The organism is Chitinophagales bacterium (genome assembly GCA_041392475.1).
GTDB lineage: Bacteria > Bacteroidota > Bacteroidia > Chitinophagales > UBA2359 > JAUHXA01.
This window is the reverse complement of the sequence record JAWKLZ010000001.1, coordinates 35,123-56,705: the sequence shown is the minus strand read 5'-3', so window position 1 is coordinate 56,705 and position 21,583 is coordinate 35,123. Positions and strand designations below refer to the sequence as shown.

Here is a 21,583-nt window from a genome sequence, read left to right as displayed (position 1 = left end):
AACAATACATATATGTTTGGTTCAAAAAAAAATGACCCACAAGAAACAGTTAGAACCACAAGCAGAATGCCTGCTGGTATGGCCAACCAAATCATGGAGGGAACGGAGATTGAAGGTAAAATAACCTGCATTGGTGATATCCGTATTGATGGTATTTTGCATGGATTTTTGGTATCTAAAGCCAAAGTGATTGTAGGGCCTACGGGTTATATCAAAGGTGATGTGATTTGTGCCAACGCCAATATTCAAGGGAAAATCGAAGGGACTATTAAAGTCAAAGAATTGTTAGACCTTAGAAGTTCTGCACAGATATTTGGAGAAATTTTGTGTGGTAAATTAGCCGTTGAAGCAGGGGCGATTGTGAATGGTACGTGCAAAATGCCTGAGGGTGATTTGGACATTGATCAGGCTCATGCAAAGGCTTCAAATTTAAAAACAGGTAGAGATGCCAAAGAAAGAAACCAACCCGGGCAAAAAGCCTCCGTTAGCTAACTACGGTAGGTATATGGGGATTGCTTTTCAAATGATTGCTGTTTTGTTGATAGGAGTTTTTGGAGGAATGAAAGCGGATGAATATTTCCAAACTTCTCCTATTCTAACGGCTATATTGGGTTTGCTGTCGGTAGTTGTTGCGATGGCGATGGTTATGCGTGAGTTTATTGGCAAGAAGTAAGAGGACAGAAATGGGAAATGAGATGTCAGAATTCCATTTTGTCCAATGAATTAAAAAAAATAAAATGCCTGTTTCTTCTATTCTTAAAAATGTTGGTTTATTTGCTGCAATAATTGGCCTCGGTTTGGGCATATTACATTACCTTCAATTGTTGGGTTCAAACCCCGATTTTGCGTGGATTTGTTTTGTGTTTTTCACCATCCTCACTTTCCTCACTATTTACATTACTTCTCTTTCGGCAAAAGCGAGCAGCAAGGTTAAAGGAACGACAATGATTCTCGGTGCGATGGGCATCAAGTTTATTTTTAGTATGTTTATGATTTTGGCGTATTTGTTGGCTGTTAGTCCTGACAGTCCTCGGTTTATTCTTCCCTTTTTTGTGTTGTATATCTTGTTTACAGTGGTGGAAACAAATTATTTGCTGAAGATTACAAAGGGTCAGTAGTCAGTGGTTTACATACGATGAAGCCGAACTTCCGCTCGTTTGTAACGAGTGCTTAACCACTATCCGCCATTTACCTTCAATGACAGTATTCTTTCCTCAATTGCAGTGGCATTACACAACGCCGATGTTATTGTAAACGAGCGCAAAATGGACTATAAATTGGTGGTTGAATAAGGGCTGGCTGATTTTCTGAGTTTACATTGCGGAGCGGTTAGAAAAACTAATCATTTCAAAGGAAGAAATGATTAGATGTTTTTAGTGTCCGTTCCACACATTCTAACTTTTCCTTTATCTTTGCTCCCTTCAAATAGTAAACCCACAATCAACAAACAATATGAAAGGAATCATTTTAGCAGGTGGAATGGGAACAAGATTGTATCCTATCACCTATGCCATTAGCAAACAAATCATGCCTATTTATGATAAGCCCATGATTTACTATCCATTGACTACCTTGATGATGGCAGGGATTCGGGAAGTTTTGATTATTTCTACGCCTGAACATTTGCCTTTATTTGAGCAGTTGTTGGGTGATGGCAAAAAATATGGTTGTGATTTTCAATACTTGGTGCAACATGAACCAAAGGGTTTGGCACAGGCTTTTGTATTGGGGGAATCGTTTATTGGCAATGACAAAGTTTGTTTGGTCTTGGGCGACAATGTATTTTATGGTTCAGGTTTGGGTGATCAACTCGCCAAACTCAATGACATTGAAGGAGGAGTAGTATTTGCCTACCATGTTTCGGATCCAGAAAGGTACGGCGTGGTGGAATTTGACGAAAACAAACAGGTCATTTCTATTGAAGAAAAACCTACTCAACCCAAATCTAATTATGCAGTTCCTGGCTTGTATTTTTACGACAACAGTGTGGTGGATGTGGCTAAAAATTTGAAGCCGAGCGGTCGTGGTGAATACGAGATTACGGATGTCAATGCAGAATATTTGCGGAGAGGGCTGTTGAAAGTTTCCATTTTGGGACGGGGTACGGCTTGGCTGGATACGGGTACGTTTGATTCTTTGATGCAAGCGAGTCAGTTTGTTCAGGTTATCGAGCAACGTCAGGGATTGAAGGTCGGCTGCATTGAAGAAGTGGCTTACCGCAAGGGCTTTATCAACAAATCACAATTGAAGGAGCTTGCTGAACCTTTGTTGAAGAGTGGATATGGTGATTATTTGATGGCTATTTTATAGTTGGTGTTGGTTGATGTGTTGAAATATGAAATATTACATTATTTCAAAAATTATTTGACATTCTAAAGGGCGTTAGCCTTGCCCCTATTTGTAACAGATAAAATTGAAGCGATTAGAAGCCTAGCTTCGGCACAACTAAATGGGTGATTATGTGTGGTGTCGAGGCTAAGCCCCTTGAAGATAGTTTATTTTTGTTTCTACACATCTGGGATTCCGATGAAATCGGAATAGAGTAGCAGCGATGCTGCTGTATTCGCAAAAATTCTTTTACATAGTACTACCAATCAAACTTTAATACATCAGCACCCAACAAAAAACAAAACCCTAACAAAAAAAAATGCGAACGATATTAATAACAGGAGGAGCAGGATTTGTAGGTAGTTCATTGGCAGATGCTTTGGTGAAAGACTCCGACAATTTTGTGGTGATAGTAGATGATTGCTCAACAGGTTCAAAGGATAAATTACCTTCAAAAGAGTTTCCCAATTGGAAATTTATCAAATGTGATGTCAACAACTACGCAGACATTTCGGCCATCATGTTTTCACATAGTTTTGACTATGTGTTTCACTATGCCGCAGTTGTAGGAGTTCAGCGGACTTTGGACAATCCGACTTATGTATTGAAGGACATTGATGGCATCAAAAACATATTGGATTTGTCGAAAAATACTGGTGTAAAGCGGGTATTTTATTCGTCATCTTCAGAGGTTTATGGTGAATCCATTGATTATCCACAAGATGAAATCTATACGCCGCTCAATTCTCGCTTGCCTTATGCAGTGGTCAAAAATGTGGGTGAGGCATTTTGTACTTCCTATAAACAGGAATTCGATTTGGACTACACCATTTTCCGCTTCTTCAATACGTATGGACCGAAACAAAGTAATGATTTTGTGATGTCGAGGTTTGTAGAATCAGCTTTTAGAAACGAAGATATTACTGTTCATGGTCAAGGCAATCAGAGCCGTACTTTCTGTTATGTGGAGGACAACATCACCGCTACGACAGCCTGCCTTTACCACAATCACTTCTTAAACGATGTGGTCAATATTGGTAGTAGTGTAGAAACTTCTATTCTGGAACTGGCACAGACCATCATCCGACTAACAGGTTCAAGTTCCAAAATTGTACACATTCCCGCTCGGGAAGAGGGAGATATGCCCCGCCGTTGTCCGAATACGGATAGAATGCAAACATTATTGCAGCAAGCACCCATATCTTTGGAGGAGGGCATCAAGCGGGTGATTGCATCGGGAAAATTTGGTTAATAACAAATGGAAATTTACGAACATATTATTTGGGATTGGAATGGTACATTGCTCAATGATGTAGATTTATGTGTGGCGATTGTGAATGAAATGTTGACTGCCCATCATGAAGAATTGTTGGAGGAAATTACCAACGAACACTACCGCAGCATTTTTGATTTTCCTGTGATTCAATATTATGAGCGAGTTGGTTTTGATTTCACAAAGGAATCTTTTGACGATTTGTGTGTCAAGTTTATTGGCAGCTATCATTCAAAGGCCTTAGAATTACAGTTACATCATGAAGTTAGAGATGTGTTGTCATATATTGCAGCATTAGGATTTCAACAGTCTATATTATCAGCAGCCAAACAAGAAGGATTGCGGCAGATGGTTCGGCAGCATCAAATTGACCATTTTTTTCAACACATCATGGGTGAAGACGACCATTATGCTCATGGCAAGGTGCAAAATGCAAGGCGACTAAGAGATACTTTGAAGGGAGTAGCCGACCACAAACTGTTGCTGATTGGAGATACTACCCACGATTTTGAAGTAGCGCAAGCGATTGAAGCCGATTGTATTTTGATAGCACATGGACACCATTCTCACCAAAAATTGCAGAAAACTGGGGCGAAAGTCGTGAATTCTCTGGGAGAATTGATGTCACATTTAAGATTCCCCACAAAATAAGGTTCATCTAAGATAAGATTTTGAAGTTTGTTCTTGAAGATATGAAATAGTTGAAAATCAGTTTTTTCTTAAAAGAAAACTTCAAAAATCTTGCCCCTCCTACTCTACTCGTTTGTACTTCTGAAAAACCAAATCTTTGTTAAAAGCATCAAAATGCCACCATTCTCGATCTATGGGGATGAAGCCCGCTTTTCGCATTACTTCTCGCAAACGTTCTCGATTCGTGACTTGCTCCAAGGTCAATTCGCCACTATCCAAAAACTTTTGGTGGTAACGAGGCTGTGCCTTTTCACCAAAAAAATCGTAAGGTGTTCCCATATCCAATTCTTTCCCATCTTCTTCCACAATGGTTACATCTACCGAAGCACCGTAATTGTGGATAGACCCAACGCCATAGGGTGAAGCTACATAATATTCTTGTTCAGTTCCTTTCACCACTTCCCACATTTCCTTTTGTACACTCCATGGACGAGCACAATCCAAAACCAGCAAACTCAATCGAGGCTGCTTTTCCTTCAAAAATTCCTGTGCTTTGGACAACATTCTGGCTACTTCCCCCTGCAAATAACACTGATTCAGCCCACCATACAAGTCTTTTTCCATAAAATTGTGGGCAGTACCATAGCGCAAATCTGCTTTGATACTTGGATCTAATTTATGGACATTCACCAAGTCGGCAGCGATAAATTTGGCTACAATGGTTTTTGCTTTTTCCGTATCGGTAACTGGTGGTACGACAGGTTGCTTTGTAGATTCTTTCGCTTCATCCGTATAGACAGAATCATTTTGTTCTGTATTTATGGTAGTTGCGCTATCGTTGAAATATACAATAATATTGGCAAATATTAATAATACTACAATGATAATCATGGCTGTATAAAGAGGAGTATTTTTCAATTTTGTATGGTTTTTTTAATGGCGAAAGAAAAACATGAAGATTAGTAAAGCTCAAAAAACAAATTTAATTCAAGTTCAAACAACACATTGGAGGTCATCACACTTCAATTTTGAAATCGGAAACTTAATTTTTAAGTGATACTCAGGAAGCAATTTAGTATTTACATTACAATAGTGGGTTAATTTTAGGGTTTTAATTCAAACCCAACTACAAAAAAAACAAAACTGTATCAGAATAGCTAATTTTTTATTATATTTATCCTATTTTTTTCTCTAAAATCCTATAAAAATGTTTAAAAATCTTTTCAACAAAGCTAAATGTAAACTCGGATTTCACCTAGGTGAATGGACCTATGATGCAGTTGGAGACTGCCATCAGACCCGTATTTGCGAAAGATGTGGACAAGATAGCACGCGCCTCGAACATACTTGGCTAGAATGGATGTATGATAGTGCAGATACTTGTGACCAAACCCGAAACTGCAACCGATGTGGTGAGCAGGAACACAAATTGGAACATACATGGGGCAAGGAGCAATATCAAAACGATAGTTCTTGTGTGCAAATACAGTGTTGTGAACGCTGTAATACCGAAAAAATAGGTCGGAAAGTCCACCGAAAACTGCAATGGAATTACACAACGGCGGCTAATTGTCAACAGGTCGAAATATGTGGAACTTGTGGCGAAAACACCCAAAAAACTCGTCTTTCCCACGATTGGGGGGATTGGCAATACAATCCAAACCTCAATACAACGGTCAGGGTATGTAGGAGATGTGGGGAGTTTTTGCAGAAAGGAACAAGTTAGAAAAGCTCAAATTCAAAATTCATCCCGAGTGCTCGGGATGAATTTTGCTATTTATTTTATTACACCGTTGCTCCTTCATACAAGGCAACTCGTTGCTCCTTGATACGCTCAGATCTTAGGTAATCATCAAACTCTAACAAACTGTCAATCATTCCGTTTGGAGAAATTTCCAATACACGATTTGCGCCTGTTTGCATCAATTGGTGGTCATGAGAAGTGAAGATGATATTGCCTTCAAACTCGCTGACAGCCTTGTTGAGTACGGTGATGGATTCCAAATCCAAGTGATTGGTTGGTTCATCCAGCAATAAGAAGTTGGGATAGTTGAGCATGATTTTCGCCATCATACAACGCACCTTTTCACCACCCGACAATACACTGGATTTTTTATAGACTTCTTCTCCTGAGAACAACATCCTGCCCAAAAATCCTCTAATAAACTGCTCGTCTTTCTCTTCTGAAAACTGACTCAACCAATTCATCAAGTCCAAATCGTGTTCGTCTGTAAAAAACTCTTCGTTGTCGTTGGGAAGATATTCAACGGTAATCGTCTGTCCATATTCAATCGTTCCTGTTTCAGGTTTTATCTTACCTGACAATACTTCAAAGAATGCATTGACAGCACCTGGCTCACGACTGAGAAGTGCAATTTTATCTCCATCATTCATTTGGAAATTCACATCTCTGAACAACCATTTCCCTTCTGAATTTTTGACACTCAAATTTTCAACCTTCAAAATTTGTCCACCTGGCTTACGTTCAGGTTTGAAGTGAATAAATGGGTACTTACGGCTAGATGGCTGTATATCGTCAATGTTGAGTTTTTCCAAAGCCTTTTTACGGCTCGTAGCCTGTCGAGATTTAGAAGCGTTGGCACTGAATCGTTGGATAAATTCTATCAACTCTTGGCGTTTTGCTTCTGTCTTTTTGTTTTTGTTTGCCAATTGACGCGCCATCATCTGACTGGTTTCATACCAGAAAGTATAGTTGCCAGTATAAATTCTGATTTTCTGATAATCAATATCTACAACATGTGTACAAACCATATCCAAGAAATAACGGTCATGCGATACCACAATCACTGTATTTTTGAAATCTGCCAAAAAATCTGCTAGCCAAGTCACTGTTTCTGCATCCAAATCATTGGTAGGCTCATCCAATAACAACAAATCGGGATCTCCAAATAAAGCCTGCGCCAATAAGACTTTCACCTTTTCAGATCCAGTTAAATCTTTCATCAATTTGTAGTGCAAATCCTCTTTAATACCCAATATACTCAACAATTCGGCAGCATCACTTTCGGCAGTCCACCCCCCCATTTCACCATACTGGTTTTCAAGGGTAGCGGCGTGCATACCATCTGCTTCAGTAGCATCGGGATTCATGTAAATGGCATCTTTTTCCACCATGATGTCGTACATTTCCTTATGCCCCATAATCACAGTAGTCAGTACATCGTATTCCTCAAACTCAAAGTGATTTTGCGACAATACTGCCATACGGTTGTTAGGCTCTAAAGAAACGTTGCCACGATTTGGACTAATCTCTCCTGAAAGTATCTTCAAAAAAGTAGATTTTCCTGCTCCATTTGCTCCAATTACCCCATAACAGTTGCCACGGGTAAATTTCAAATTTACTTCATCAAACAATATTCGTTTGCCGTACTGCAAACCCAATTCACTGACTGTAAGCATTTTATTATTTTAATTGCGGATTATGATTTGAACTCTCTTATAACGAGGGCAAAGGTAGGGAGAAATGAGGAGAAAGGGAAAAGTAAAAGCTGGAATTGAGATAAGACGCATTTGTTACTTGCCTAAGAAATTCCGACTACTTGAAAAGGTGTTTCCATCACGGCTTCTACAATATCTTCCCTTGAAGTCATATCCGCATCGTATTCGACCTTGGCATTTTTATCTTTCAAACTCACATCAGTGTGTGATACACCTACAATACTGCTAATTTTTTGATGAACCGTATTCATACAGTGTCCACAAGACATTCCTTCAATTTGTATAGTCAATTCTTTCTTTTGCATGAGATTAGTATTAATTTTTGGAATAAATTTATCCTGCAAAGTTCACAAAAATTTTCATACAGGTTAAAGAAAATTCTGCAATTCATTAACAAAATGTCGCTATTTCGATAGGTTTACTCATTCCTTTTACCATTACCGCCTCAAATTTGACGGGAGTTCTAAGATCATCTGGCAGATGTTTGTAAACATCCTTAGAAAGCACCATTGTACTGCCATATTCTTTGTTCAACTGTTCCAATCGAGCAGCAATGATGACCGCACTACCTGTTACCGAAAACTGCTTGCGGTTTTTCGAACCAACATTTCCAGTCACCACATAACCTGCATGAAGTCCAATCCCAATTTTTGTAGGCGGAATTTCACCCCTTGCACTTTTTTCGTTTACCATTTCCATGATTTCCCTCGCCGCAAGATAAGCCTCCATACAATCGTTGCCCGCAGAAACGGTTGCACCAAAAGTCGCCATAAAACCATCTCCCATGATTTGATTCACAATTCCTTTGCGTTTCGTGATGGCATCCATCATAAATCCAAACACATCGTTTTGATAGTTGATAATTTCTTCGGGTTTAAGCTTTTCGACAAATGGAGTAAAATCACGAATATCCAAAAATAAGACACACACAAATCGCCTTTCCACTTTCTGTTCTCCCTCAGCAGCCATCAATTCATGAGCAACCGCTTTAGAAACTTGTTGGCTCAACAAACTTTTTATGCGTTGTTCGGCTGATTTCAATTGAGATTGAGCAACTTCCAAATCCTGATAAGCAGCACTAATTTTTAGATGATCTCGTTTTTTGTTGCGATAAAGTAGGTAAAGCATCAATACAATACTTACCAACAAAAACACCCCAACACCTAAACTTTGTTGAAAACGTCGCTGCTTCTTCAATTCCATTTCATTTTGTTTAATTTGAAATTGATTAAGTGCTTCCGTCTGCTTCAAAAGGGTGATTTCTCTTTCTTGATTGTTTATTTCATTGGCCTTTTCGAGAAGAGCCAACTCTTGTATTTTCCTTTCTTCAATGAGTTTTTTCTCTTTTTCAGCGTATTTTTTGAAATAAGCAAGCGATTTTTCAAAATCTTGGGTATTCTCTGCTCTTTCTGCAATGATTCTGAGGTCAGTTGCTTCTGCTTCAGTTTTCGCAATTGCCTCATCCATTTTTGTCAGCATCTCAGGTATTTGATTCGGCAATTTCTTTTCGACTTTTATTTTAGGTGAAGGCGTTTTCTGACTGTTGATATCTGTGATTTTCTGTTGAATGCGGTTTGCTTCATCCACATCATTCGCCTGCTCTTTCTGCTGTTTGATACGCATCAAAACACTGGTTGCATCCGTTGGATTCCCTTCTTTCACCAACAAATCCGCAATCCGCTCTTGCAGTTCTGCAATTTTTTGCGAATCACCTTTGTCTCTCAATAGATCTATTGCTTCTCTATAATGCTGGATGGCTTTGGCATAATTGCCATTGTTTTCTCGAACATTACCCAACTTAATGGCAGCACTTACTGCTAAGTCAGAGGAGGTTTCACTGGCTTTTGAAGAAATACCTTTCAGCAGTTTATCTATACCTCGTTTTTTGGCAGGTGTATAGTTATTCACCTTTTCATCAATTTGTTGGAGGTATTCACCTGCTTCCTTTGCCAAATTTGGAACGCCCAATTCCTCTGCGCTTGCCACTGCCTTTTCAAAAGACATTTTACTTTCCAAATACTTCCCATCCATCTCATATACCTGTCCTAAACGAATATAAGCCAGTGGCTTCAAATAATAATCCTTTGCAGTAATGAGGCTGTTGCTTTTTGTGATGATGTTTTCAGCAAGTAATTCAGCCCGTTTTGCATAAGTAAATGCATATTTTGTATTGTACTGAGCCAAGTAAACTACAGTTAGTTCATTCATCGCAAGTAATTTTTCTTTACCATGCAATTCGTTTACTTGGTTCTTCAAACTATCAATGGCATTTTGCGCTTGAAGCAAAGGCACATTCAACAGGCAATAAACAAAAAATAGCTGTAAGAAATGGCAGAAGAATGTATATACGTTTTTCACTTAGATGTTTGTCGGTTCTTAGCTCAGAAATTGCGCTAAGATACTAAATATACTGTTTGAACATCTGAATTGCAATTGCAATAATTAAAATACCAAATACTTTACGCAAAGTAGAGGATACTTGTGGAGACATTTTACGAGACAACCAATCGGTTGATTGAAGGATGAAAAACATGACAATCAAGTTGATAACAATTCCTGTAATAATAGTAGCGGTTGTATATTCGACCTTCAAAGATACAATAGTTGTTAGTGTTCCTGCTCCTGCCAATATTGGGAAGGCAATCGGTACAATGCTGCCTGAACCTCCGTCTTCATGATGATCTCGGAATATGCGAATACCCAAAATCATTTCCAAGCCAATGAAAAAGATAATAAGCGAACCTGCAAGAGCAAAAGAGGATATTTCGATACCAAATAAACTCAAAATAGCTGTTCCGAAAAACAAAAAGGTCATCATAATAATGGCCGCTGAACCTGTTGCTATAGACGGGTTAATATGTATGCCTTCTTTTTTCATATTGATGATAACGGGCAATGAGCCGATGATGTCAATGACCGAAAATAAAATCAGACTAACTGATATAATTGCTGTTAAATTCATTGTATTATTGTTTTTAAATTCGCTGCAAAGATACATCATTTCAATATAATTTACTTTATATTGCATAATATAGCGTCAATATTGCTATTTTGCACTTATTTTTGTGTCAATTTCACTATCAACAAAATCAAATAAAATGAACCAAAATCAATTTGACCCAATTGACCTTTTAATTATGAAAGAATTGACATTGGATGCACGAATTCCTTTTGCACAACTCGCCAAAAAATTGAAGGTTTCGAATACTCTGATTCACCAAAGGGTGAAAAAATTAAAGGAAGCGGGCATTCTTCAAAATGCTATTTTTAGACTCAAACCAGTCACATTGGGTTATCAATCATCGGCTTATACCCAAATCATGCTTACCAACTCTAAGCTACATCGTGTGGTAGAGGCTGAACTTCAAAAAATCCCTGAAATTGTGGAATGTGTCAATATTTCGGGTAGGTATGCACTATTAGTGAAGATTTATGCACGAAACAATCGGCATTTGAGAGATATTATTTACGAGCGAATTTTGACAATTGAAGGAGTAGAAGGAACGAACTCAACGATTTGTTTTGAAACAGCTTTTGTGCGGAATGTGCCTTTGTTGTTGGAATCTGAATAACCTTACAATATAAACCGTATGGAGGACTAAAAAAATATTTTTGAAACGTATCAGGAGGCACTAAATAAAAAAAGGATTTGTTGGAATCTAAAAACCAACAAATCCTTCTTATTTTATGCAATCTAAAATATTAACATCGAGTACTAATGAAGTTCGAATTCTTCACTAACAATTGATTGGTTGAATGTACTTTAGCTGTTGTATAAAAATTGCTCGTTTACAATTTTACCATCTTGCCAACGCTGAACCGCAACCTGTGTATAATTGCGATCCCCCCATTCTTTGTGGGTGTAATCAAAGTTCCATTCAATAGCTGCAATGCCTGCTTCTTCACTTATCAAAACACTCTTCACCTCTGCACCTCGAAATGCGGTAAGGTTGTTTACAAAATCTTCTTCAAATTGACGGCACGCTTTTTTGCCTACACGAGCCCCCGTATCATTGTCCTCCATCACAACATTATCTGCATAAAATCTATCAAAGGCATCCAATATTTTGCCTTCAAGAATCATGTTATTCAATTGTTCGACATTTTCTTTAATTGTGGACATATCACTACATTTTTAGGTTAAAATATGTAGAGCAGAACGCAAACCTCAATAGATTGTTCAATCGATCTTACATTTTTGTAGCATAATACAAAATTTCTCACCCCGCAATCACCACCACAGAAACACCGTTCACCACTGCGTTTCCCGTCAGTTCATCTACCAACAACTCGTCTGTTATGTCATTCATACTAACACCTGCGTGAGCCTCAGCTATCGGGAGTTTAGTATCTTTCCTATTGTGACCCCACCCATGCGGAATACTTACTACGCCTTTCATGATTTTATCCGTGATTTCTACAGGAATCCTTACTGAGCCTACCCTTGTCAATACAACCGCTTGTTCTCCATGTCTCAATCCTCGCTTTTGAGCATCCTTTGGGTGTATCATCAAAGTACAACGATTTTTACCCTTCACCAACCTTTCGCTGTTGTGCATCCAAGAATTGTTACTCCTCAAATGTCGCCGTCCAATAAGCAACAATTGACGTTTATCATCCTGACAGGCATTTGTTGCAGCAATCTCTCCAAATCTTTGGCAAAAATATCAGGAATCAATTTGATTTTTTTGTTTTCTGTCAATAATCTATTCGGCAGTCCGCTTTGAAGAGAACCCAAATCAACTCCGTGTGGATTGTCCTTCAAATCCTGAAGTGTCAAATCATAAGGACCACTTTTTAAACCTGCACCAATGATCATTTCTGGAGTCAATAAGGGCATTTTTTGAGAAGCAGACATTCCGAGAAGTCGTTTGGTCAATTCCGAAAAAATTTCCCAATCGTACTTAGTCCCTTCCGCTTTCTCCAAAACAGGCTGTGAGAATTTGGCGGTGTTTCGCACTGCCAAATAGTGAAAGGTGACATCGTAATGCCCTACTTCTAAGCCTGTTGCAGGCGGCAAAATGATGTCAGCGTGTCGGGTAGTTTCGTTGATGTAAATATCCATTGACACCATAAAATCAAGCTGGCGAAAGGCTTTGTCCAATTGAGTTCCATTGGGTGTGGACAGCACAGGATTGCCACAGCAGGTGAACATTCCTCTGATTTGCCCTTCTCCTTCTGTCAAAATTTCCTCAGCCAAAGTAGCCGATGGCATTTCTCCCAAATGTTCGGGCAAACCCCTCACCCGACTTTTCCATCGGTCAAATTTCATCTCTGCCTTTTGATTTGGGCGAATCACTTCAAAGGCAGGACTCGCAAACATGGCTCCTCCCTTGGTATCAAAATTTCCTGTCAAAATATTCAAGACATTGATAAGCCATTGACTCAAACCTCCAAATTTGACCGTAGAGACCCCCATTCTTCCATAACATACTGCCGAAGGTGCCTCTGCAAATTCTTTCATCAATTGACGAATTGTTTCTTCTTCAATGCCTGTTCTTTGAGCAACCATCCCAATGTGAAAAGGAGAAACCAGAAGTTTCAATTGTTCTATTTCGGCTGCATCTATACTGTTCTTCAAGTGCTTCAAATCTACCCAATCACGCACCAACACCCCTCGAATCAAGCCCAAAAGTAACCAAACATCCGTAGCAGGTTTGATAAAAATATGTTGGTCGGCTTTTGAAGCAGTTTCTGTATATCTGGGGTCAATTACCACTATTTTACCTCCTCTTTCTTGAATAGCTTTCAGGCGATTGGCTACGTCTGGCGCAGTCATTATGCTGCCATTGGAGGCAATGGGGTTTGCACCCATAATCAACCAAAAATCAGTATGATCAATGTCTGGTACAGGCATCATCATTGGGTGACCAAACATGGTCATACCTGCTAAATGATGAGGCAGTTGGTCAACCGAAGTTGCGGAAAAACGGTTTTTGGTCTTCAATGCACGAATAAAATTGGGCGAAAAGAGCATACTTCCGTAGTTGTGCACAGTAGGATTTCCATTGTAGGTAGCCACTGCATTGTCACCATATTTGGCTTGAATTGCCTGAAATTTACTCACGACTTCGTCAAACGCTTCTTCCCAAGAAATCTGCTTCCAACCTTCCTCTGTTTTTCGGACGGGATACTTCAATCGGTTAGGGTCTTCGTGTATATCCTTCAATGCTACTGCTTTGGGGCAGATGTGTCCTCGACTGAAAGGATCTTTTTTGTCTCCTTTTATAGTGGTGACTTGCTGCCCTTCAAGCGTTATTTCTAAACCACACATGGCTTCACACAGAGGACAGGTTCTAAATTTGGTATTTGTTGATGTCATTACAGTTTGTTTTTAGAAATAGGGAAGTGAACAAATGTAAGGTTTTAAGCGCATTTTAAAGAGGTTTGAAGTTTTAGAATCAAAGTAATTTTCACCAATTATTGGTTTCTTCAAAGGTTTACTTGGCTTAGTTTTTGAAATGACAATATAATGACATAATTCCATTTAGCTCAAATACCTTATGACATTTCAAAGTAAATCCACAACCAATCAAAATTCCTTCACTTCCAATGAATTAATTGCCTCGACTGCAAAAATCAAAAAAATCATCCAGTTGGCACTAGACAATAGAAAAGAGCCTGCAAAAGCGATGAACTACATTGATGAAGCGATTGGAAAAGCAAAAGAAGACAATAATAAAGAACAATTGGCTACTGCTTTAGACATAAAAGGAGGGCTGTATTGGTTTGAATGTAACTTTGCTCAGGCGAGTGAACAGATGCAGTTGGCATTGAAGATTTGGCAAACATTGGAGAATAAAGATAAAATTGCAGAATCACATAACAATATTGGAACAATTTACTACAATACAGGGAATTATAAAAAAGCACTTCATTTTTATTTAACAGCGACTCAATACAAAGAAGAACTCAATGATCACCTTGGTTTGAGCCGTTGTTACTTCAATATTGCTGTGCTGTATGCCAAAAGAGAGTTTTACCAAAGAGCCCTTGACTATCATTCAAAGGCTCTTGCGATTCGCCAAGAATTGAAGGATACTAAGGGAATTACAGCTTCACTCATAAGTTTAGCGGGTATCTACAAACAATTGGAACATTTCAAACTTTCAATAGACTACTACAAAGAAGCATTGTATCTATTGGAGTCTTCTGAAAATGAATATATGCTTTCACAAGTATATTATGAAATGGGTGAGGCTTATAACAGAATTGACGACTTCCATCTGGGTTTAGATTATTTATTGAAGGCATTGAAATTATTGGAACAAAAGCCATATCAGGCAGATTTGGCAGTTTGTCTTCTGAAAATTGGACGGGCTTATGTGCAGATAAAAAAGTACGAGGCTGCTATTCAAATATTGGAGCGAAGTCTAAACATCATGAATCAAATTGATTTGCAGAAGTGTTTGGATGAAGTGTATTATAATATGGCAAAGGCCTATGCAGAGTTGGGAGAATACGAAAAATCGAATCAATATTTGTGGAAATATACCCACTTTATCACCAAATCCTATCAAAATGAGAAAACGAAAGCCATTATTGAAATAGAGACAAAATATGCAACCCAAAAAAAGGAGCGAGAAATTGAAGCCTTGAGTCGTACGCAAACCGATTTGCGCCACCAAAATCAAGAACTTTATGAGTTTGCAGGTAAGGCAGCACACGACCTCAAAGAGCCTTTGCGAATGGTGGGTAGTTTTAGTGGTTTGTTTTATCGTAGGTATTCTCAAAATATTGATGAGCAGGGAAAAGAATTTTTGGACATCATCCAAGATGCGGTAACACGTATGAATCAATTGGTAACAAATTTACTGCATTATGCTAAAGCGGGGAAAAACCACCAAAACATTCAGCAGGTTGACTTGAATGAAGTTTTGAATACAACTTTACAAAATCTTCAATTGACCATTGATGAAAAACAAGCAATCATTGAAGTAGGTGAACTACCGACCATAACTGCAAATTTGACCAATATGATTCAGTTGTTTCAAAACCTAATCGGCAATGGACTTAAATTTAAAAAAGCAAATGTTCCTCCGATTATCAAACTGACGGTAGAACGCCAAGAAAAAAGTTATCTTTTTAGAGTGAAGGACAATGGTATCGGAATTGAAGATGAAAATCAAGAAAGAATTTTTCAAGCCTTCGACCGTCTGCATAGCAAAACAGAATATGAGGGTACAGGCTTAGGGCTGGCCATTTGCAAAAAAATAGTGACAGGATTGGGCGGTAAAATATGGGTAGAATCTGAATTTGGAAATGGAACTTGTTTTTGCTTCACTCTTCCTGTCTAAAAAAATGCCTTGTAAGTGTTACTTACAAGGCATTTTTATCTTAAAAGTATTTATATATTATTTTCCAACCTTTGCTTTTCCTTTTGTTTCCCACCAATGCACTACAGTATTTGCAATATCGTTCAACACAGGATTGTTGGGAAAGAAAATTTCTGCTGCGCCACAAGCACCTGCACCACCTTTACAGTTTCGTTGCTGATTTTCTGACAAAAGAGATATTTTTGATGAGTTGATTAGTAATTTCATATTTGATTTATTTGGTTATGTGAATGACTATGACTGTCTTTGTATCTTTTGCAGTAATCATGCCATGTTTTCTAAGTATCTGTATTCTTGAATACATGAAAGATATACATTCGATAGTTCCTGTTTTACCGAAATTTTTTATTTATTTTTTTCATTTCTATGTCAACTAATAGCAAAAATAAAATAAAAAAATCCTGAACAAATAATTGAATTCCAAAACAATAGCACATTTCCTTTAAATAAGAACAGCTATTTCAGTCATTTTTCTATGTCAATATCGGCATTTCCTTTCCTTTTAGCCTTCCTATTTATACTGTTTCTTTGCAGTATAAGTATTTAATTAAAATATTGCTTTTACACAAAAACTATTTTTGAGAGCAATTTATATTTCTTCTTTCATTTCTATGGAGTGCCAAATTTCTTCAACAAATATTTGTTGAAGAAATTTGGTAAGAATTGGGAAGATGTCAATTGCATTTTTTATCAAAACCCATTTTAAAAATTATACATAGCTATCAATGGAGTCTGCATAAAGTAAGATTTTACTGTCATAAATTACCATTTAAAATCAACTTTTTGTCAGCTTAAAATTGATAGATCATGAAAGTAACACTAAAAGCCCGTAACCTAAGATGGCGGGATAAAGAACACTTAGCACTTACTCCTATTAACTTCACTGTTAAAGAAGGAGAAATTTTTGGATTATTTGGAGATACAGAAAGTAAAAATGCAGAAGTTGTAAAAATACTTGCAGGAAGCTCACTACCTGTATCTGGCTCATTGACAATATTGGACACTTCCGAAATTGCAACTGTTAGACACCAAATTGGTTCTACATTTGATATATTAGGTTTTAGAAGCGAATATTCTATCGAAAAGAATATAAAAATTCTATGTATGATTAAAGAAATTCGCCCTAACGAAGCTGTCAAAATGTTGCGTTTATTCGATTTATGGGATCAAAGAACCAAAACTTTGGTAGAATGTAGTCCTGAACAAAAAAAGCGAATGGCAATTATCTGTGCATTGATAGGTAGTCCCGATGTAGTATTACTCAATAGACCTTTGCAGTTTTTGAGTAGAGGATTAGCCATCATTGTCTGTAAATTGTTGAAAAAAGCAGCCGCTAATGGTCAAACTGTTTTTATTACAGACAACCCTTCGGCTTCAATAGCTAAAATTTGTACTCAAATTTTGGAATTAGAAGAACCATCAACAATGGTACAAAGAAGAAAAATTAAAAAAGCTTATTTGATTAATAAAAAGGCGAGTTAAATGCATGCTGCACTATTTTTAGCGTAATTCTGAACGTTTGATACGCTAAATTTAGACTGATACATTGAGTCGCTATGATTATGAATTGACAGGAAACGTTAAATTCGGGTGTATTTTCGGGCAAGAGTTGCTAGCTCTTGCCCATTTTTTTTGGGATAAAATGTAAAAATGCCCAATAATAAAATACATCACTACTGGGCAAGAGAACAAAACTTTACTCAATTATGAAACGATTCTTACTAACTTTTTTTCATTTAACACTTCAATAGACATAAATTTTCCCCGATTGTATCAAAACTCCTCGCTCATTTTGTATTCGATACATATACATTCCTTCCATCAGATCATTAATATCCACCAACGTATGTCTTTCTTCAAACAACACCGATTTGATTTTCTCTCCCATTAGGTTATACAGTTCAATCTTCAGTGATTTACTGTTCATAAATTGCTGCTGACTCACCAACACAAAATGCAAATAATCTCTGGCAGGAATTGGATATACTTCAACTGCCTCCCCTACTGTCACAATTGTTCTATCCAAATCAAGGGTCAAGTCACCCGTAAAATGATGCACAGGATTGGTAAACACAGGTGAATTGTTCCCAAATCTCATACTTGCCTGATTATCAATTTGAATATTCAATAATTCTTCGTCAATAACGTGTATTTTGAATTGTACAAATCCTTGACTACCTTCCAAATCTGTTTCAGAACTCGGTAGATTGATGTTCTCAAAAGTCCATACCAATACATTTGCAGCATTGATCTGGAAAGTATAAGGGTGACTACTCGCCCCTAGCTCCAATCGGCTGATGTCCAAATAAGGAGACAAAACATCTCGTATCACCAATCTTTCAATAGGCATGCCTTCGTCGTTTTGAAAGCGAATTTTGTAGGTTAGCTGTGCCTTTCCCGAAACAATTCGATCTGCCCCAGCACCAGAGGGTGACAACAGTTTTTCAGTTCCTTTCGATACTCCCTCAATCTGTTGACAGTCATAGTCTGTAAAAGGTAGCTGGTCATTTTGCGGAAACTTATTCACAATTCCCAAACTGTAAGGCGGATTACCACAAGCTTCTACACTCGCTTTTGGCGTGTCACGCTGCGGATGAAAAAGACTTTGGTCTGCTGCCAACGAAATCGTGCGACCATTTGGAGTACGTGAAACCGTAATAGATTCGCCAGACAACATCTGAAATTTGGTGCCACTTGACACAAAAATATCGTCTTCATAAATGCGGTACTGACTCGGTTCTGCCATATCACCCTCACCTGTATTCGAAATGGTAAATATTACTTTACCATCCAAACACTGCCCTGTTACTTCAATGTTTGCCTTGTCCCACAAGTCACTTGGTGGTTCACAAGCATCATTGGGGCTAATATGAGCAACCACACAAGCCGTTTTTCCAATCAATACATCACAAACTACCGCTACCGTAATCGAAAAATCACCACATTGCCCTGCCTCCATTGTACCGACTTCAAAAAAGTAAATATCATCAATACGCTCAGCAGGCAACTCACTATCCTTGAAGGTAATCGTTGAAGGAAAAGTAACTCCAATTTGGACATTTTCCACCAGAACATCTCCTTCATTGCAGTAATGAACAAAATATTGATTTTCAGAACATATCTGCAATGAGGTGCTGCCAATATCCACCGTCAATAGTGGGCATTGTGCCTTCAAAGCATAGGAAAGCCCTACACTGCAAAAGCAGATAAGTAAGCACTTAAAAAACAATTTTACTTTTTTAGGTGTGTTTTCCAATAAAAAAGGCAAGACACTCCAAAACATAATTCTGACAATTTTTAAAAAAAAATTTCCTGACAATACTAAGTTCTAATTTTTTAGCTTCTTAGCCAAAAACATTTTTTAGTGATTGTTAAATGATTTAAACACAAATGTTACTTACGAAGAAGACGATATTTATTTGACTATTAGTTGCTTGGAGTGTGAAAAGTTTATTAACTTTGTTCACCCAAAAATCCTATTATGCAAACTAGCAAATTGCTTCAAATACTTAAAACGCTCCATAAAAACGAGTGGCGGTTGTGCAGTAAATTTGTGCGGTCTCCTTACTTCAATGAGCAGCAAAAGGTAATCGAATTGTTTGATTATCTCTTTGAAGCCGCACCTCGATTTGCCCAAAAACGAATTGCCAAGGAGACTGTTTTCCAACACCTCTTTCCAAACGAACCCTATCGCAGTATTCGTATGCGACAACTCATGAGCAGTCTTACCTCATTGATTGAAGAATTTCTTAGGTATGAAGAACAAAAAAAAGAAAAGGAAAATGGGCTGTTGCAGTTGGCAAAAGTCTATCGGCAACGCTCACTGACCAAGCTATTTGACAGATGTATCAAGGATTTACAACTATCGCAGCAAAAACGCATTTCAAAAAACGCTGATTATTTTTTTGATGAATGGCGGATTTACACTGCATTGAAGGAACAAATTGAAGACCAACACAAACGAAATGCAGAGCCTTTTTTACAAGAATTGTCAGACAGTTTGGATGCATTTTATTTGATTCACAAGCTAAAAATAAGCTATGAAGCCATCAATTATCAGCGTTTTGCACCCAAAGAATACCATTTAAATCTATTGAAGGAAATACAGCAACACCTAAAAGAAAATCCTTATACCCATATTCCTGCAATTGGTATTTTCCACCAAGGCCTGAATACCTTAATTGAAGAAGGCGAAAGTGTTCATTTTGAAACCTTGAAAGATTTGTTAATGAAGCATTTCAAGGATTTTGACATAAGTGAAACGCAAGATATGTTTGTGATGGCACACAATTATTGTATTCGTCAAGCAAACAAATCAGGCGGTGAGATAGATACGGCATTCAGAAGATTATTTGACCTCTACCAGTTTGAAATTGAGAATGACGTGTTTTTGGAAGATGGATGGTTATCGCCTTTTGTCTATAAAAATGCGGTGACAATTGGGCTGCAATTACACGATTATGAATGGGTCGAACAGTTCATTCATCAATACAAAGAACGGGTGAAAAAAGATGCACGGGAACGTCTGTTTACCTACAATTTGGCACGTTTGTATTTTATGAAAAAGGAATTTGCAGAGGTCATTCCTTTGCTCAATCGGGTGGATTACAAAGAAGTTTTTTTGGAATTGTCTGCCAAAACCATTTTGCTGCAAACCTATTTGGAATTGGGAGAATATCCCGCATTGAGTGCTTTCTTAGATAGTTTTTCGGTATTTATTCACCGCAAAAAATCCCTCAAAAGCCGCCGAAAACCTTATCTCAACCTCATTAAATACACCCGCAAGGTTATTTCTTATGAAAACCAACCAGATAAACTACAAAAAATATTTGAAGATATTCAAGCAACTACCTTTTTGACCGAAAAGGGATGGCTGTTGGAGAAAGTGCGGCAATTGCTATGAATTTGTCTAATCTTTGTTGAACTTTTTATCCAATTCCTTCACATCTTCTTCAATATCCTCTACGAAATCTTCTACTGCATTTTCCACTTTTTTGGTGAAACGATCCAAGACATCCTCCGAATCTTGCAATTCGTCCTCGACTTCTTCTGCAATGTCTTCCAGTTTTTCACTCATGATTTCACCTACTCGATTGAACACATCACCCACCTTTTCGGTATCATCTCCAGCATCCTCCAAGAACTTTTCCATTGCTTTTTCACCTTTGCTGCTGATATTTTCGATAAAATCTCCGATTGCCCTTAAATTGTCTTTTTGTTTGATACCATTATAAGTAAGTCCATAACCTGTTACGGTAAGCTTTTCGCCAATCGTCAATTCGTCGCTGAATCGGTCGTAATACTCTCTTGCATAGAGTTCTTGGATTTCGTCTTGTTCTTTCCAATCGTCTTCGTCAAAATCCGCAGATTTTTTCTCCATCTGCTCTATAAATTGACTGTATTCGTTGAGGTATTCTTCTTTTGTTTGTGGTGCACGACTACATGATTGAAGGAGTAAAAGACTGAATAATAAGGCAAATAACGATTTCATATTGTATATTTATAATTTTGTGAAAGTAAAGTTGGGTCTTCGATTCTTACAATTGTTTTTATAAAA

22 protein-coding genes are annotated in these 21,583 nt (G+C 37.8%); 11 read left to right on the top strand and 11 right to left on the bottom strand.

The window, feature by feature from the left end; genetic code table 11:
* Nucleotides 1–12: 12 nt before the first annotated feature.
* The 6 genes from R3E32_00255 to R3E32_00230 all read left to right on the top strand — a co-directional run bounded on the left by R3E32_00255 (nt 13) and on the right by R3E32_00230 (nt 4,252).
* Nucleotides 13–492, top strand: coding sequence for a polymer-forming cytoskeletal protein (locus tag R3E32_00255; GenBank protein MEZ4883132.1), 480 nt, complete (start codon nt 13–15; stop codon nt 490–492).
* A complete protein-coding gene (locus R3E32_00250) occupies nt 446–673 on the top strand; it encodes an AtpZ/AtpI family protein (protein MEZ4883131.1) in 228 nt (75 codons plus the stop codon). Before R3E32_00255 ends, R3E32_00250 begins: the two co-directional genes overlap by 47 nt.
* A 64-nt stretch (nt 674–737) precedes the next feature.
* Nucleotides 738–1,118 carry a hypothetical protein gene (locus R3E32_00245; protein ID MEZ4883130.1) on the top strand — a complete coding sequence of 127 codons (381 nt, stop codon included), beginning with the start codon at nt 738–740 and terminating at the stop codon, nt 1,116–1,118.
* 334 nt (nt 1,119–1,452) lie between these two features.
* Nucleotides 1,453–2,310 (top strand): glucose-1-phosphate thymidylyltransferase RfbA, encoded by an 858-nt coding sequence (gene rfbA, locus R3E32_00240; GenBank protein MEZ4883129.1) that lies wholly within the window; start codon nt 1,453–1,455, stop codon nt 2,308–2,310.
* A gap of 337 nt (nt 2,311–2,647) precedes the next feature.
* Nucleotides 2,648–3,580, top strand: coding sequence for an NAD-dependent epimerase/dehydratase family protein (locus R3E32_00235; GenBank protein MEZ4883128.1), 933 nt, complete (start codon nt 2,648–2,650; stop codon nt 3,578–3,580).
* Nucleotides 3,581–3,586: 6 nt separating this feature from the next.
* Nucleotides 3,587–4,252 carry an HAD hydrolase-like protein gene (locus R3E32_00230; protein ID MEZ4883127.1) on the top strand — a complete coding sequence of 222 codons (666 nt, stop codon included), beginning with the start codon at nt 3,587–3,589 and terminating at the stop codon, nt 4,250–4,252.
* Between the two features lie 99 nt (nt 4,253–4,351).
* Here the strand turns inward: R3E32_00230 and R3E32_00225 are convergent, their stop codons facing one another.
* On the bottom strand, nt 4,352–5,149 hold the full coding sequence (locus R3E32_00225) for a M15 family metallopeptidase (protein MEZ4883126.1): 798 nt from the start codon (nt 5,147–5,149) through the stop codon (nt 4,352–4,354).
* 289 nt (nt 5,150–5,438) lie between these two features.
* On the opposite strand from R3E32_00225, the gene R3E32_00220 reads away from it, so the two are divergent.
* Nucleotides 5,439–5,957, top strand: coding sequence for a hypothetical protein (locus R3E32_00220; GenBank protein MEZ4883125.1), 519 nt, complete (start codon nt 5,439–5,441; stop codon nt 5,955–5,957).
* 59 nt (nt 5,958–6,016) lie between these two features.
* Here R3E32_00220 and R3E32_00215 read toward each other — a convergent pair whose 3' ends face one another.
* The 4 genes from R3E32_00215 to R3E32_00200 form a co-directional block, all read right to left on the bottom strand.
* Nucleotides 6,017–7,651 (bottom strand): ATP-binding cassette domain-containing protein, encoded by a 1,635-nt coding sequence (locus R3E32_00215; GenBank protein ID MEZ4883124.1) that lies wholly within the window; start codon nt 7,649–7,651, stop codon nt 6,017–6,019.
* Nucleotides 7,652–7,773: 122 nt separating this feature from the next.
* Nucleotides 7,774–7,995 (bottom strand): cation transporter, encoded by a 222-nt coding sequence (locus tag R3E32_00210; GenBank protein MEZ4883123.1) that lies wholly within the window; start codon nt 7,993–7,995, stop codon nt 7,774–7,776.
* An 85-nt stretch (nt 7,996–8,080) separates the two neighbouring features.
* Nucleotides 8,081–10,048 carry an adenylate/guanylate cyclase domain-containing protein gene (locus R3E32_00205; GenBank protein ID MEZ4883122.1) on the bottom strand — a complete coding sequence of 656 codons (1,968 nt, stop codon included), beginning with the start codon at nt 10,046–10,048 and terminating at the stop codon, nt 8,081–8,083.
* Nucleotides 10,049–10,091: 43 nt separating this feature from the next.
* Nucleotides 10,092–10,652, bottom strand: coding sequence for a MarC family protein (locus tag R3E32_00200; protein ID MEZ4883121.1), 561 nt, complete (start codon nt 10,650–10,652; stop codon nt 10,092–10,094).
* A 136-nt stretch (nt 10,653–10,788) separates the two neighbouring features.
* Here R3E32_00200 and R3E32_00195 point away from each other — a divergent pair, with 136 nt between their 5' ends.
* A complete protein-coding gene (locus R3E32_00195) occupies nt 10,789–11,262 on the top strand; it encodes an Lrp/AsnC ligand binding domain-containing protein (protein MEZ4883120.1) in 474 nt (157 codons plus the stop codon).
* A 191-nt stretch (nt 11,263–11,453) separates the two neighbouring features.
* Here the strand turns inward: R3E32_00195 and R3E32_00190 are convergent, their stop codons facing one another.
* From R3E32_00190 to R3E32_00180, 3 genes are all read right to left on the bottom strand, one after another.
* Nucleotides 11,454–11,813 (bottom strand): nuclear transport factor 2 family protein, encoded by a 360-nt coding sequence (locus R3E32_00190; protein ID MEZ4883119.1) that lies wholly within the window; start codon nt 11,811–11,813, stop codon nt 11,454–11,456.
* Nucleotides 11,814–11,910: 97 nt separating this feature from the next.
* On the bottom strand, nt 11,911–12,249 hold the full coding sequence (locus R3E32_00185) for a molybdopterin dinucleotide binding domain-containing protein (GenBank protein ID MEZ4883118.1): 339 nt from the start codon (nt 12,247–12,249) through the stop codon (nt 11,911–11,913).
* A 17-nt stretch (nt 12,250–12,266) separates the two neighbouring features.
* Nucleotides 12,267–14,012, bottom strand: coding sequence for a molybdopterin-dependent oxidoreductase (locus R3E32_00180; GenBank protein MEZ4883117.1), 1,746 nt, complete (start codon nt 14,010–14,012; stop codon nt 12,267–12,269).
* Between the two features lie 181 nt (nt 14,013–14,193).
* Here R3E32_00180 and R3E32_00175 point away from each other — a divergent pair, with 181 nt between their 5' ends.
* Nucleotides 14,194–15,987: a tetratricopeptide repeat protein gene (locus R3E32_00175; protein ID MEZ4883116.1), complete on the top strand. Its 1,794-nt coding sequence runs from the start codon at nt 14,194–14,196 to the stop codon at nt 15,985–15,987.
* A 57-nt stretch (nt 15,988–16,044) separates the two neighbouring features.
* On the opposite strand, the gene R3E32_00170 is transcribed toward R3E32_00175, so the two are convergent.
* Entirely contained in the window at nt 16,045–16,233 is a 189-nt protein-coding gene (locus tag R3E32_00170) for a hypothetical protein (protein MEZ4883115.1), read from the bottom strand.
* Between the two features lie 600 nt (nt 16,234–16,833).
* Here R3E32_00170 and R3E32_00165 point away from each other — a divergent pair.
* Nucleotides 16,834–17,508 carry an ATP-binding cassette domain-containing protein gene (locus R3E32_00165; GenBank protein MEZ4883114.1) on the top strand — a complete coding sequence of 225 codons (675 nt, stop codon included), beginning with the start codon at nt 16,834–16,836 and terminating at the stop codon, nt 17,506–17,508.
* Nucleotides 17,509–17,770: 262 nt separating this feature from the next.
* Here the strand turns inward: R3E32_00165 and R3E32_00160 are convergent, their stop codons facing one another.
* Complete coding sequence (locus R3E32_00160) at nt 17,771–19,309, bottom strand: T9SS type A sorting domain-containing protein (GenBank protein MEZ4883113.1); 1,539 nt, start codon at nt 19,307–19,309, stop codon at nt 17,771–17,773.
* Between the two features lie 198 nt (nt 19,310–19,507).
* On the opposite strand from R3E32_00160, the gene R3E32_00155 reads away from it, so the two are divergent.
* On the top strand, nt 19,508–20,929 hold the full coding sequence (locus R3E32_00155) for a hypothetical protein (protein ID MEZ4883112.1): 1,422 nt from the start codon (nt 19,508–19,510) through the stop codon (nt 20,927–20,929).
* A gap of 6 nt (nt 20,930–20,935) precedes the next feature.
* Here the strand turns inward: R3E32_00155 and R3E32_00150 are convergent, their stop codons facing one another.
* On the bottom strand, nt 20,936–21,517 hold the full coding sequence (locus R3E32_00150; protein MEZ4883111.1) for a DUF6565 domain-containing protein: 582 nt from the start codon (nt 21,515–21,517) through the stop codon (nt 20,936–20,938).
* Between the last annotated feature and the right edge of the window lie 66 nt (nt 21,518–21,583).